This window comes from Curvibacter sp. AEP1-3 (assembly GCF_002163715.1).
Lineage (GTDB): Bacteria > Pseudomonadota > Gammaproteobacteria > Burkholderiales > Burkholderiaceae_C > Allorhodoferax.
On sequence record NZ_CP015698.1, the window covers coordinates 4,177,419 to 4,190,416 of the forward strand.

Sequence of the window (12,998 nt, forward strand, 5' to 3'; positions counted from 1 at the left end):
GAGCAAAGCACATGAGCCCCCACATTCACATGCGTTCATTGCCCCCCGAGGGAGCGTCTGCCTCCTTTGAGGCGGCTCGGCAGGAGGCAGCATGAACGTCTCCTCGTGGTCGATCAAAAACCCCATTCCGGCGGTCATGCTCTTTGTGATGCTGACCTTCGCGGGCATGCTGGCTTTCAACAGCATGAAGGTGCAGCAGTTCCCTGACCTGGAGCTGCCCAACATCACCATCTCGGCCAGCCTGCCCGGTGCAGCGCCGGCCCAGCTGGAAACCGAAGTGGCCCGCAAACTGGAGAACGCGATTGCGTCCATCCAGGGCCTGAAAAACATCTACACCAAGGTGCAGGACGGTGGCGTCACGATCACCGCCGAATTCCGCCTGGAGAAGCCCACTCAAGAGGCGCTGGACGAAGTGCGCAGCGCCGTGCAGGGCGTGCGCAGTGAGCTGCCCAGCGATGTGCGCGATCCGGTGATCAACAAGGTGAACCTGTCGGGCGCGCCCATTCTGGCGCTCACCATCCGTTCGTCCAAGATGGATGACGAAGCGCTGAGCTGGTTTGTGGACAACACCGTTTCACGCCGCTTGCTGGGCGTGAAGGGTGTGGGCTCGGTAGTGCGCGTGGGTGGGGTGACCCGCGAGGTGGAGGTCGCCCTCGACCCCATGAAGCTTCAAGGCCTGGGCGCTACCGCTGCAGACATTTCGCGCCAACTCAAACAGGTGCAAACCGAGAGCGCAGGTGGCCGCGCCGACCTGGGTGGTAGCGAGCAGCCCATGCGCACACTGGCTACCGTCAAAACCGCCGAAGAACTGGCCAATCTGGAGTTGACACTCTCCAACGGACAGCGCGTGCGCCTCGACCAAGTAGCCACCGTCAAAGACACGATTGCTGAGCCCCGCGCGGCCGCGCTGCTTAACGGCGTGCCGGTGGTGGGCTTCGAGATCACTCGCAGCAAAGGTGCCAGCGAGGTGGAAGTCGGCGCCGCAGTAAACGCAGCCTTGGACGAACTCAAGGCCCAGCACCCCGACATCGAACTCACCCAGGCCTTCGACTTTGTGAAGCCCGTGGCCGAAGAGTTTGATGCCTCCATGACCATGCTTTACGAAGGCGCCTTGCTGGCGGTGATTGTGGTGTGGCTGTTTCTGCGCAACTGGCGTGCGACCTTTGTGTCTGCGGTTGCTCTGCCCTTGTCCGCGATTCCTGCCTTTATCGGCATGGCGTATCTGGGCTTCACCATCAATACTGTGACACTGTTGGCGCTCTCTTTGGTGATCGGCGTGCTGGTCGACGATGCGATTGTGGAGGTCGAGAACATAGAGCGCCACCTGAACATGGGCAAGACGCCTTACCAGGCGGCCATGGAAGCGGCCGACGAAATTGGCTTGGCGGTGGTTGCGACCACCTTCACCCTGATTGCGGTGTTTCTTCCCACCGCGTTCATGAGCGGCATTCCCGGCAAGTTCTTCAAGCAGTTCGGCTGGACGGCAGCACTCGCGGTGTTCGCCTCGCTGGTGGTGGCCCGGGTGCTCACGCCCATGATGGCCGCCTACATCATGAAGCGCAGCCCGCGCGAACACAAAGACCCGTTCTGGATGGGCGCTTACATGCGCGCAAGCCGTTGGGCGCTGAGCCACCGCTGGATCACCATGGGTGCCGCTGCGGCCTTCTTTGTGGGCTCCATCATGCTGATCCCCCTGTTGCCTACCGGCTTCATTCCGCCGGATGACAACTCACAGACGCAGGTGTACATCGAGTTGCCTCCCGGTTCCACCTTGAAGCAAACGCGCGATGCGGCAGAGCATGCCCGCCAGTTGCTGGGCAAGGTCGACCACATCCAGAGCATCTATACAACCATCGGTGGTGGTGCAGCAGGCTCCGACCCGTTCGCGCCTCCGGGTACCACCGAGGTCCGCAAGGCCACGCTCACGGTGTTGCTGACCGAGCGCGGCAAGCGCCCCCGCAAGCAAGGCATTGAAAACGCCATCCGCGCGGCCATGGCCGAAGTGCCCGGCATCCGTAGCAAGGTGGGCTTGGGCGGCAGTGGCGAGAAGTACCAACTGGTGCTGACCGGCGAAGACCCTCTGGCCTTGGCCAGTGCTGCCGCTGCGGTGGAGCGCGACCTGCGCACCATTCCCGGTTTGGGCAGCATCACTTCCAGCGCGAGTTTGATCCGCTCTGAAATTGCAGTACGCCCCGACTTTGCGAAGGCCGCTGACTTGGGTGTCACCAGTGCCTCTATTGGCGAGACCCTGCGCATTGCAACCGTTGGCGACTATGACACTTCGCTTGCGAAGCTCAACCTCAGCCAGCGGCAAGTGCCGATTGTGGTGAAGTTGGATGACTCCGCGCGCCAGGACCTAGACTTGCTGGGCCGACTCGCGGTGCCCGGCGTCAAAGGCCCTGTCATGCTGAGTCAGGTGGCCACGCTTGAAGTGGCCGGTGGCCCGGCGGTGATCGACCGCCTGAACCGCTCACGCAACATCACCTTTGAAGTCGAGCTCTCCGGCGCGCCGTTGGGCGATGTGACAGAGGCCGTGCAAAAGCTGCCCTCGATCACCAACCTGCCGCCCGGCGTGAAGCAGTTGGCGTTGGGTGACGCTGAAGTCATGGGCGAGCTGTTTGCCAGCTTCGGCCTGGCCATGCTGACCGGGGTGCTGTGCATCTACATCGTGCTGGTGCTGTTGTTCAAGGACTTCTTGCAGCCCTTCACCATTCTGGCGGCGCTGCCACTGTCCTTGGGGGGCGCGTTTGTGGGCTTGCTGGTGGTGAACCAGAGCTTCTCCATGCCGTCCCTCATTGGGCTCATCATGCTGATGGGCATTGCGACCAAGAACTCGATTCTGTTGGTGGAGTATGCGATCCTGGCGCGCCGGGGTAGCGATGGCAGTGATGGTCACACCGTGGCTGCTCCAATGAGCCGGTTTGACGCGCTCATTGACGCCTGCCACAAGCGTGCGCGGCCGATTGTGATGACCACTATCGCCATGGGCGCCGGCATGGTGCCACTGGCCGTGGGCTGGGGCGCTGCGGACAGCAGCTTCCGCAGTCCGATGGCGGTCGCGGTGATCGGTGGGCTGATCACCTCCACCGTGCTCAGCCTCTTGGTGATCCCATCGGTGTTCACGGTAGTGGACGATCTGGAGCATCTCTTGGGTCGCTTGAAGCGCTGGGTGTTGCGCGAGAAACCGGCTGCGGAGGTGAAGCCGGTACAATAGGACTTCTGTCATTGGGGAGTAGCCTCTCTTGCGTTGCAAGAGGCTTGCGTCAACACACTGGGTCCGCAGACCCTGGCGCCAGCAGTTCAGTCTTGGCAAGACCTTTGACCACCGCACATCCGCCTTGGCCGGTGATGTGCCGTGGTCATTTGTCTTCTACCGGCCTTGGAACTCGTGCTCATGGAATCCCTTCTCGTCTCTACCGGTGTGGTCGCTCTGGCCGAAATCGGTGACAAAACCCAACTCCTTGCTTTCATCCTCGCGGCTCGCTTCAAAAAGCCATTGCCCATCGTGCTGGGCATTCTGGCCGCCACTATCGTCAACCATGGCCTGGCAGGCGCCCTCGGCGCATGGATTACCACAGCCATTAGCCCCGAAGTCTTGCGCTGGGTGCTTGGCGCGTCCTTCTTGGGTATGGCCATCTGGACGCTGATTCCCGACAAAATTGAAGACGAAGAAACCCGGATTGCCGGCCGCTTCGGTGTCTTCGGTGCCACGCTAATCACCTTCTTCTTGGCCGAAATGGGCGACAAGACCCAAATCGCCACGGTGGCCATGGCCGCCCATTACGCGACACCGGTGATGGTGGTCATAGGCACCACACTGGGCATGTTGATCGCCGACGTGCCAGCTGTGTTTGCTGGCGACAAGCTGGCTAACAAGATTCCGATGAAACTGGTGCACTCGATTGCGGCAGCCATTTTTGCCGTCTTGGGTATCGCCACCTTGCTGGGGGCAGGCTCAGGTTTCGGCCTTTAAAGAAAGAGCGGAGTGGGGCGCTTCAGGCACCTTCCTCTTCCTGCCGGGGTTCGGGTGCGCTGCGCGGCAGTGTGATGGTGACGGTGGTGCCCTGGCCCACCGTGGACTGCACTTCCAGGGTGCCGCCCAGGGTCGCTTTCACCAGGTTTTCGACGATGGACATGCCCAGACCGGTGCCGCCGCGCCCTATGCGTGTGCTGAAAAAGGGCTGAAACATTTTCTCCAAGGTGTCCGGAGCGATACCGCGGCCGTTGTCGGTGCAGACCAGTGTGACGTTGTTCTCATCGGCCGTGGCGCTGATGCGGACTTCGCCGTGCTCCATCCCCTCGAAGGCATGCAGGTAGGCGTTGTTGATGAGGTTGATGAGGACCTGGCCCAAAGGGCCGGGGTAGCTGTCCATGCGGATACCTTCAGGCGCCTCCAGCATTACCGTGTGACTCTGGCGTTTGAGACTGGGCGCCAAGGTATCCAGAATCTCGCGCAAGCCCTGTTGCAGGTCAAAAGTGCGGCGCTGCTCGCTGGCTTGGTCGGCCGCCACTTGACGGAAGTTCTTGAGCAGAGCAACAGCGCGTTCCAGGTTGCGCAGTAGCAACTCATTGCCGCTTTGCACTTGGCCTACAAACTGCGCCAATTCCGAGCGTTTCAAGGTGCCCGCCACCATTTGCTGCTCAAACTGGTTAGCCTGGGCGACCAGGGTGCTGGCTGTCATCATGCTGTTGCCCATGGGTGTCGCCATTTCGTGTGACACACTGGCAATCAGGGTACCCAGAGTGGCGCGGGCCTCACTGCGCGCCATGGCTTCCTGCATCTGGGCCTCGAGGCTGGCGTTGAGGGCATGAATGCGGATCTCCGCCTCCTTTTGCTGGGTGACCTCCAGATTGATGCCGGCAAATTTGGTCGGGCGGCCATTCCCATCCCGCGCCACGATGTGAGCCAGAGACTGGACCCACATCCATTGGCCGTCTTTCTGGCGCATGCGGTATTCGTACTCAAAGCGGTCGCCCTGCAGGTTCGTCAGGTCCGCGAAGGTGGCGCTGATGCGGGGGCGGTCCTCAGGATGCACCATTGCCAGCCAACTCGTGAGCACGTTGTCGCCCAGCTCCTCGCGGCTGTAGCCGCTGACCACGTGCCAGCGCTCGCTGACACTGAGGAAGCGGTTAAGCAAGTCGTATTCCCAGATGGCAACACCGGTGCTCTCCACCACCTCTTTCAGGCGGTATTGCTCTGCCAACAATTCATCTCGCAGGGCTTGCTCGTGCGCGATGGCGGTTTCGGACCGTCTGCGGTTGATCTGGCTGCGTGTCAGCAGGATGGTGAGCAGGGCAGTGACCAGCAAGCCCAATACCAATGCGAAGGTGGCCTGATGTACCCAGCCGGAATTCAGCAATTCGGGTTTGGGGTGCAGCAGCAGTTCCCAATTGCGGGAACCGAAGTTCAACTCCAGGGCGTAATCTGCGCTTTCCCGGTGGGCGCTGTCTTTGTCGTGCCCCGGCGTATGTGCCGCGGCTCCCATCGAGGTGAACAAGGGGGCATCACCCTCGGTCTCTCTGTCGCGGACGATCAACTCATTGCCTGCGGCCTCTGCCTGATAGGCCGCGTTCCGGGCCAGCGTACCGACATCCACCAGCGCATTGATGAAGCCGATATGGCGGCTGATACTGTCCGTGTCCGCACTGCGCTGGTACACCGGCACGGTGATGATCACGGCAGGCTTGGCGCCTTCTGCCAAAGGTGTGACGGCAGCAAATGCACCGGTGGCAATGGGTGTGCCTACGACCCGCGCGTCTTTCTGGGCCTCATCCAACAGGGGGCGGGCCAGGTGCGTCCACTCTTTCAGGTTCGTCGGGAAAACAAAGCCCTCCGAAGCTTCCATTTTTTGCCACTCGAGGGCTGCTACGGTGGGGTGCGCCATCTTGAGGCGGTTGGCGTACAGGTCAAACTGGGCCCGGGTCATGGCGGGCTGCATTTCGGCCATGAGGGCCGCACCACGCACGGCTTCGATAGTGCTGGTAGCGTCGTGGTCCAGGGCGCCGAGTACGGTTTCGGCCAGTGCGCTGCGCTGCTCGTAGATCCGCAGTGCCTCGGCCTCTCGCAAGTTGCTGTAGACCGCAGCCGTACTCAGCAGTCCCGCCACCACCACGCCGAGCACCACCATCAGGTCGGCGGCCAGGCGCTTGGCGGGAAGGCTGAGGCTCGGCAAGATCATGAGGCCGCAGTGTAAGCGGGGTCTCAGCCTTGCGCTACCGGGAAGCCCGGCCGGTTGCACCACTCGCTCCAGCTGCCGGCAAACAAGGCGCTGCCTTGCAAACCGGCAATCTCCATGGCGAGGATATTGGGCACAGCACTTACGCCGCTGCCGCAGTGGTGCACCACGTGCTCCGCTTGCCGCTGCCCCAGCAGGGCCTCGAACTCGGCTCGCAGCACAGCGGCCGGCTTGAAGAAGCCATCGGCGCCTAAGTTGTTGCTGAAAACCCGGTTCAAGGCGCCGGGGATGTGGCCGGCCACCGGGTCAATCGGCTCGGTTTCGCCACGGAAGCGCGGGGCACCTCGCGCATCCAGCACATGCTGGGTAGGCTTGCCCAGGCGGGCCAGCACCTGGTCGCTGCTGCGCAAAGCCACCAGCGGGTCGGCCACCGTAAAGGTAGAGGGTGCGCGCGCAGGTTCATCACCGCGGCTGACCGCACCATCCGCTGCCTGCCAGGCTTGGAAGCCGCCGTCCAGCACAGCCACGTTCGCATGGCCCAACCACTTGAGCATCCACCACAGGCGGCCGCAGTAATTGGCGCCTTGGCGGTCATACACCACCACCTGGTCGGTGTTTTTGACGCCCACGCCGCCCAGCCATTGGGCGAACGATTCGCGCGCAGGGAGCGGGTGGCGCCCGCCCGACTGTGCGCCGGTGACCGCCGGGTCGCCCTTGGCGCTGAGGTTGTTGTCCAGATGGGCGTAGAGGGCGCCGGCAATATGGCTCTCGGCATATTGGGCAGGGCCCTTTTCGGGTTGCATCAGGTCGCAGCTGCAGTCGAAAACGACGGCAGGCGTGGCGCTGGCTTGCAGGGATTGCAGCTGGGCGACGGAGATCAGGGTGGTATAGGTCATGGAGTTGGGAGGCGGCTGGTCTGACAAATGGGGGGCCAAATGGCCGACAAAAGGTCCGGGAGACTTTGAAAATCGCGATGAACTTGAGTCTAGCCTCGCTTGGGACATCGTCCAATCCAGCCAATTTAAGCGAAACCGAAAACTTTTTTCTGCGCCTTGTCGATTGGAGGTTCATCCAAGCATCACATGAATGAGCCAACGCAATAATGCTCGGGCTCTCACCTTGGAGATCACTCATGTCTGAAGACAACGCGCAACGGGCCCTGCCCAAATGGTTCTGGCCCGTGGCCATTTTGGGGCTGGCATGGAATATTTTTGGAATCATCCAGTTTCTGCCCACCGTGCAAGGCTCAGTGGGCAGCCTGATGAGCAACGGAATGACCGAAGAACAGGCGGAGCTGTATGTCAGCTTGCCGTCGTGGATGACGGTCGCCTTTGCTACCGGAGTGTTCGGTGGCGCGCTGGGTTGCTTGTTGCTGCTATTGCGTTCGCCATGGTCACGCCCTGTCTTTGCGGTTTCTCTGGTCGCATATTTGGTGCTCTATGTGGGTGACATCACGCAAGGTGTCTTCCAGGCTTTCGGAATGGGGCAGGTCGCCATTCTCACCACCGTAGTGCTCATTGCTGCAGGTTTGCTGTGGGTTTCCATGCGCCAAGTCCGGCGCGCCAGCTGGTAGTCGGTTGGTTACTCGTTTCACCTTACTTATATTGAAGTCATTTTTTTCAGGAGAAAACCATGCAATTCATGTTGATACACAAAGAGACCGCCGAAGATTTGGCCCAACGCGCCAACCCTGAGACTGCGCCTGCTTATTGGGGCGCATGGAACGCCTATATCGGCGCGATGGGCCAGTCCGGAATCATTGTTCAAGGCAATGGTCTGCAGGAACCCCACACCGGTACCCAGGTTCAATTGCGCAATGGCAAGCGTGTGATTCACGACGGGCCTTACGCAGATACCAAAGAGCATATCGGTGGCTATTTCATTATTGAGGTCCCGAGTTTGGATGACGCCTTGGAGTGGGCCGCACGCAGCCCCAGTGCCTTGACCGGTACGACCGAAGTACGGCCTGTGCTGGTGATGTCCGCGCCGAAGTGAGTGTTGGCTGATTCCCGCGCTGCGTTCAGGGCCGCCGAGTTGGCGGCCCGGGAGTCGTATGGCCGTTTGGTGTCTTACCTGGCATGGCAGTGGCGCGACATTGCCGCCGCGCAAGATGCCTTGAATGATGCACTGCTGAAGGCGTTGGAGGTGTGGCCCGTCAGTGGGGTACCCGCATCGCCGGACGCGTGGATCTTGACGGTGGCGAAGCGCAAGTTGCTACAGGTTGCCCGGCATGACCAGGTCCGCTTTGATCCTGCGGTGACGGTGCTTCTTGAGCAAGAGGCCATTCAGGAGGAGCGCCCTGTGGTACCTGATGCACGGCTCAAGCTCATGTTTGTGTGTGCCCACCCGGCCATTGATGAAAAAGTGCGGATTCCGCTCATGCTGCAGGTGGTTCTGGGTTTGCAGGTGGCGGACATGGCGCCTGCCTTGATGGTTTCGCCCACAACCCTGGCGCAGCGACTGGTGCGTGCCAAACAAAAAATTCGCGATACTGCCATCCGGTTTGAAGAGCCCGAGCTGGCGGAGTTGCCCGAGAGGCTCGGGTATGTGCTCGAGTCCATTTACGGAGCCTTTGGGCTGGCTTTGGACGCCGTAGATGGCGCAGAGACCCGCATTACCGATCTGCGGGAAGAAGCGCTGTATATGGGCAGCATTGTGTGCGCTCTCTTGCCCGAGGAACCGGAAGCCCGGGGTTTGCACGCCTTGATGATGTTTTGTGACGCACGGCGGGATGCCCGGACGGGGCCGTCCGGCGAGTTCATTCCTTTGGCCGAGCAGGACGTGCAACGGTGGAATCGCGACGTGATCTTGCGCGCGGATCAGATGCTGTGGATTGCCGCGCAGCAACGGCGGCCGGGCCCTTTTCAGCTGGAAGCCGCTGTCCAGTCTGCACATTGTCAACGCCTCTTTACGGGGGAGACGCCCTGGCGGGGCATCGATTCGCTCTACCGACAAATCAACGCGCATTTCCCCACGCAGGGAGCCTTGGTTGCCGGTGCAGTGGCGATGGGCGAGTCCGGCAATGTGAACGAAGGGCTCGCGCAACTGGACGCGATGGACAGATCCCTGACCCAGTCGTTCCAGCCTTGGTGGGTTGCCAAAGCGCATTTGCTGCGCTTGCAAAGCGACGGCTCCAAGGCGGATGTCGAAGCCGCTTTGCAGATCGCCATAGGGCTCACCACACAACAATCGGTGCGCACGTATCTGGAAGCTATCCGCTCCAGTCTCGGTTAAGGCTGGCCTAGTGTTCCTCGGCAGGCGTGTGCGGCAGCAGGCGGGTGCGCAGCACGGTGGCCAGCACGCCGCTGGTCACGATCACGGCAATGCCTATCCAGCCGAGCGTCGGAATCTGATCGCCGAACAGCACGAGGCTGAAGATCACCCCGAACACAATGCCCGAATACTGCATGCTGGCCACCACCAGCGTGGCGCCTTTACGGTAGGCGCGGGTCATGCACCATTGACCCAAGGACGCCAGCACGCCGATGGGAATGACCCAGACGGCATCCCGCCAATCCACCTCGCTCCATGGGGTGAAGCCCGTGAAGGCAATGCCCACAGCGCCGACCACCGCGCTGCCTACCGAGAAGTAAAACACGGTGCGCTCTTCTGGTTCGCCGATCTTGCCCAGCGCCGTTACCTGCATGTAGGCCAGTGCAGCGCCCAGGCCGGAGAGCAAGCCGATCAGGCCGGCAAACAGCTGGTTCTGGTCGATGGTGGGGCGCAGGGTCATGACCACGCCCACAAAGCCCATTAGCACCGTGCCCAGGAGCGCGCCCTGTGGTTGCTCTTTGCCGTAGAGCAGGGCACCGCCCACCACAAAGGCAGCCACCCAGACGCCGCTCATGTAGTTCAGTGTCATGGCTGTGGCCAGTGGCAGGTGGGCAATGGCGTAAAACCAGCTGCCCAGAGACACCACACCGATGGTGCTACGCCACACGTGCATCAGCGGCACCGGGGTGCGCAGGCTGGAACCACTGGCCCGCACCACGATGCCCATGAACACAATGCTGACCAGGCCCCGGTAGAACACGAGCTCAAAGGTGCCAAAGCTGTTGGACGCGTACTTGATGCCCACTGCCATCAGCGCGAACCAGAACGAGGCCAGGACCATCCACAGAGCTTGCATAGGTGTTTAGTAATAAAAAGAGCCGCTAGCGCCCATGGAATTTGCGCGAGCAGCTATGTTTTTGATAGTAAATTTCAGCGACCGACAGCGCTGCCCAGCTTGCGCCGGTACCACTCGTGGAAGTGCTGCATGCCGTCCTCCATGGGGCTTTGGTAAGGGCCGACTTCGTTGTCGCCGCGGTCAAACAAGGCGCGGCGGCCGGCGTCCATGCGTTCGCCGATCTCGTCGTCTTCGATGCAGGTTTCCATGTAGGCTGCCTGTTGGGCTTCCACAAACTCGCGCTCGAAGGCGGCAATCTCTTCGGGGTAGTAGAACTCCACCATATTCATGGTTTTGTTCACGCCCATGGGGAACAGGGTGGACACGGTCAGCACATGCGGGTACCACTCCACCATGATGTGGGGGTAGTAGGTGAGCCAGATGGCGCCGTACTGCGGGGGCACGTTGTTGCGGTAGCCCAGCAGGGCCTTGTGCCAGCGCTCGTAAGTCGGGCTGCCGGCCTTGCCTAGGCGGTTGGCCACACCCACGGTTTGCACCGAGTAGTTGTCCTTGAACTCCCAGCGCAGGTCGTCACAGGTCACAAACTGGCCCAGCCCGGGGTGGAAGGGGCCTACGTGGTAGTCCTCCAGATACACCTCAATGAAGGTCTTCCAGTTGTAGTTGCACTCGTGCATCTCCACCTTGTCGAGCACATAGCCCTCAAAGCTCAGGTCGGCACGCGGGCCCATGTTCGCCAGTTGGGCTGCCACGTCCACACCACCTTGGGCACGTGCGTCTTCAAACAGCAGGCCGTTCCATTCCTGCAGCTTGTAGTTGTTGAGATTCAGGCACGGGTCGTGGGCGAAGTGGGGCGCGCCGATCAGCGTGCCGCTCTGGCTGCCATTCTGGCCCGCATGGGCGCCGCTGTAGGTCCAGCGGTGCAGCGGGCAGACGATGTTGCCGCTTTGCACCTGGTTGCCGCTGTGCGTGAGCGAGCCACGCCCCTTGAGCATGATGGCCTGGCGGTGGCGGCAGACGTTGGAGATGAGCTCAATGCCACCGGCATTGCGCACCAGCGCTCGGCCCCCGTTTTCCTGGGGCAGGGCGTAGTAGTCCCCGACGTGGGGGACGCTCAAAGAGTGCCCCACATAGCGGGGCCCTTGCTGAAAGATACTTTGCATTTCAAGCGCGTAGAGCGCCGGGTCAAAGTAGCTCGAAACTGGTAGTTGGCTGTTCGCCTGCTGCAGTTGAAGACTTAAATCAGACATGGGTGACCTGACCTAAAGACTCCCCACAGGGGGATGCACCAAAGTGCGCGGTGAATGGGAGCCGGCCAGTCCAGAAGCGGGTGGCCGGAAGCGGGAGGGGCGATTGTACCCGCACCCCGTATCAGGCACTCTGCCTTAGAGACAGTTGCCCACCCGCTATGCGCCTAAAATCGCGGTTTGCTTCAGATTGCTCCACCCATGCCCAAGGCCAGCCCATCCCAACCCGACGCCACCGCGCTCCCTGCCACCTATGAAGCGGCCATGGCCGAACTGGAAGGGCTTGTCGCGCGCCTGGAGTCCGGCGACCTGCCCTTGGACCAGCTGCTTACCAACTACCAACGCGGTGCCGCGCTGCTGCAGCACTGCCGCGACAAGCTGCAGGCGGTGGAAGACCAGATCAAGGTGTTGGACGACGGTGTGCTGAAACCTTGGAAAGCCCAATGAGCCAGGCCGCAGACATGACAGTTGATTTTGAACTGGACACCTGGATGCGCGAGCGCCTGGACCGCGTGGAGCGCGCCTTGGAAGCCTGGATCACCGCAGATGCACCGCAGGGTGTGGACCATGGGGCCCCGGCTGCTTTGGTAGACGCCATGCGCTACGCCGTGCTGGACGGTGGTAAGCGCCTGCGGCCCCTGTTGGTGTTGGCCGCCCACGAGGCGGTGGCGGAATTGGGCCATGGCTGTGATGCCGCGGCTTTGCGGGCTGCATGCGCGGTGGAACTGATTCACGCCTACTCGCTGGTGCACGACGACATGCCCTGCATGGACAACGATGTGCTGCGCCGTGGCAAACCTACCGTACATGTGCAGTTTGGCGAGGCCAGTGCCTTGCTGGCTGGCGACGCTTTGCAGGCGCTGGCCTTTGAATTTTTGACCCCCTTGGATGGCTCTGTGCCCTGCACTGTGCAGGCCCGTTTGTGCGGCTTGTTGGCGCGCGCGGCCGGCAGTTCCGGCATGGCCGGTGGCCAGGCGATCGACCTGGCCAGCGTGGGACTGCCACTCACGGAGAACCAGTTGCGCGAAATGCACCAGCTCAAAACCGGTGCCTTGCTGCAAGGCAGCGTCGTCATGGGTGCCCAATGTGCCCAACCTACTGCACAGGTTCTGTCCGGTTTGGAGGCTTATGGCGCCGCGATTGGCCTGGCGTTCCAGGTGGTGGACGACATTCTGGACGTGACAGCAGATTCTGCGACGCTGGGCAAGACCGCCGGCAAGGATGCCGACAACGACAAACCCACCTATGTGTCCTTGATGGGCCTGCAAGCCAGCCGCGACTACGCGCTCAGCCTGTACACCCAAGCGCTGGACGCGCTCGATGCCAGCGGTCTGCCCGATACCGCTGCCCTGCGGGCCCTGGCCGGCATGGTGGTGCACCGCGCCCATTGAAAGACAGGCGAGCAATTATTTATATGAAATCGGTCTCTGGCGCTCATGGAATGTGCGC

11 protein-coding genes and 1 riboswitch are annotated in these 12,998 nt (G+C 61.6%); of the genes, 7 read left to right on the top strand and 4 right to left on the bottom strand.

The window, feature by feature from the left end; genetic code table 11:
• Positions 1-91 precede the first annotated feature (91 nt).
• Both AEP_RS19560 and AEP_RS19565 read left to right on the top strand, forming a co-directional pair.
• The gene (locus AEP_RS19560; RefSeq protein WP_087496941.1) at positions 92-3,214 is read left to right on the top strand and encodes an efflux RND transporter permease subunit; all 3,123 of its coding nucleotides are present in this window, start codon (positions 92-94) and stop codon (positions 3,212-3,214) included.
• Position 3,215: 1 nt separating this feature from the next.
• A riboswitch (yybP-ykoY riboswitch) is annotated at positions 3,216-3,388 on the top strand.
• Positions 3,389-3,394: 6 nt separating this feature from the next.
• On the top strand, positions 3,395-3,973 hold the full coding sequence (locus AEP_RS19565; protein WP_087496942.1) for a TMEM165/GDT1 family protein: 579 nt from the start codon (positions 3,395-3,397) through the stop codon (positions 3,971-3,973).
• 22 nt (positions 3,974-3,995) lie between these two features.
• Here AEP_RS19565 and AEP_RS19570 read toward each other — a convergent pair whose 3' ends face one another.
• On the bottom strand, positions 3,996-6,179 hold the full coding sequence (locus AEP_RS19570; RefSeq protein WP_087496943.1) for a sensor histidine kinase: 2,184 nt from the start codon (positions 6,177-6,179) through the stop codon (positions 3,996-3,998).
• 23 nt (positions 6,180-6,202) lie between these two features.
• The gene (locus AEP_RS19575; RefSeq protein WP_087497442.1) at positions 6,203-7,072 is read right to left on the bottom strand and encodes a sulfurtransferase; all 870 of its coding nucleotides are present in this window, start codon (positions 7,070-7,072) and stop codon (positions 6,203-6,205) included.
• Positions 7,073-7,308: 236 nt separating this feature from the next.
• On the opposite strand from AEP_RS19575, the gene AEP_RS19580 reads away from it, so the two are divergent.
• From AEP_RS19580 to AEP_RS19590, 3 genes are read left to right on the top strand one after another with little or no spacing between them, the layout of a single operon-like run.
• Entirely contained in the window at positions 7,309-7,749 is a 441-nt protein-coding gene (locus tag AEP_RS19580) for a hypothetical protein (protein WP_087496944.1), read from the top strand.
• Positions 7,750-7,808: 59 nt separating this feature from the next.
• A complete protein-coding gene (locus AEP_RS19585; RefSeq protein ID WP_087496945.1) occupies positions 7,809-8,171 on the top strand; it encodes a YciI family protein in 363 nt (120 codons plus the stop codon).
• A gap of 3 nt (positions 8,172-8,174) precedes the next feature.
• Positions 8,175-9,410 carry an RNA polymerase sigma factor gene (locus tag AEP_RS19590; RefSeq protein WP_157673235.1) on the top strand — a complete coding sequence of 412 codons (1,236 nt, stop codon included), beginning with the start codon at positions 8,175-8,177 and terminating at the stop codon, positions 9,408-9,410.
• A gap of 7 nt (positions 9,411-9,417) precedes the next feature.
• Here AEP_RS19590 and AEP_RS19595 read toward each other — a convergent pair whose 3' ends face one another.
• Both AEP_RS19595 and AEP_RS19600 read right to left on the bottom strand, forming a co-directional pair.
• Positions 9,418-10,305 carry a DMT family transporter gene (locus AEP_RS19595; RefSeq protein WP_087496947.1) on the bottom strand — a complete coding sequence of 296 codons (888 nt, stop codon included), beginning with the start codon at positions 10,303-10,305 and terminating at the stop codon, positions 9,418-9,420.
• A gap of 74 nt (positions 10,306-10,379) precedes the next feature.
• Positions 10,380-11,552, bottom strand: a complete 1,173-nt coding sequence (locus AEP_RS19600; protein ID WP_087496948.1) for an aromatic ring-hydroxylating oxygenase subunit alpha — start codon at positions 11,550-11,552, stop codon at positions 10,380-10,382.
• Positions 11,553-11,750: 198 nt separating this feature from the next.
• On the opposite strand from AEP_RS19600, the gene AEP_RS19605 reads away from it, so the two are divergent.
• Positions 11,751-11,996: an exodeoxyribonuclease VII small subunit gene (locus AEP_RS19605; protein ID WP_087496949.1), complete on the top strand. Its 246-nt coding sequence runs from the start codon at positions 11,751-11,753 to the stop codon at positions 11,994-11,996.
• A gap of 14 nt (positions 11,997-12,010) precedes the next feature.
• On the top strand, positions 12,011-12,940 hold the full coding sequence (locus AEP_RS19610; protein ID WP_087497443.1) for a polyprenyl synthetase family protein: 930 nt from the start codon (positions 12,011-12,013) through the stop codon (positions 12,938-12,940).
• Positions 12,941-12,998: the final 58 nt, after the last annotated feature.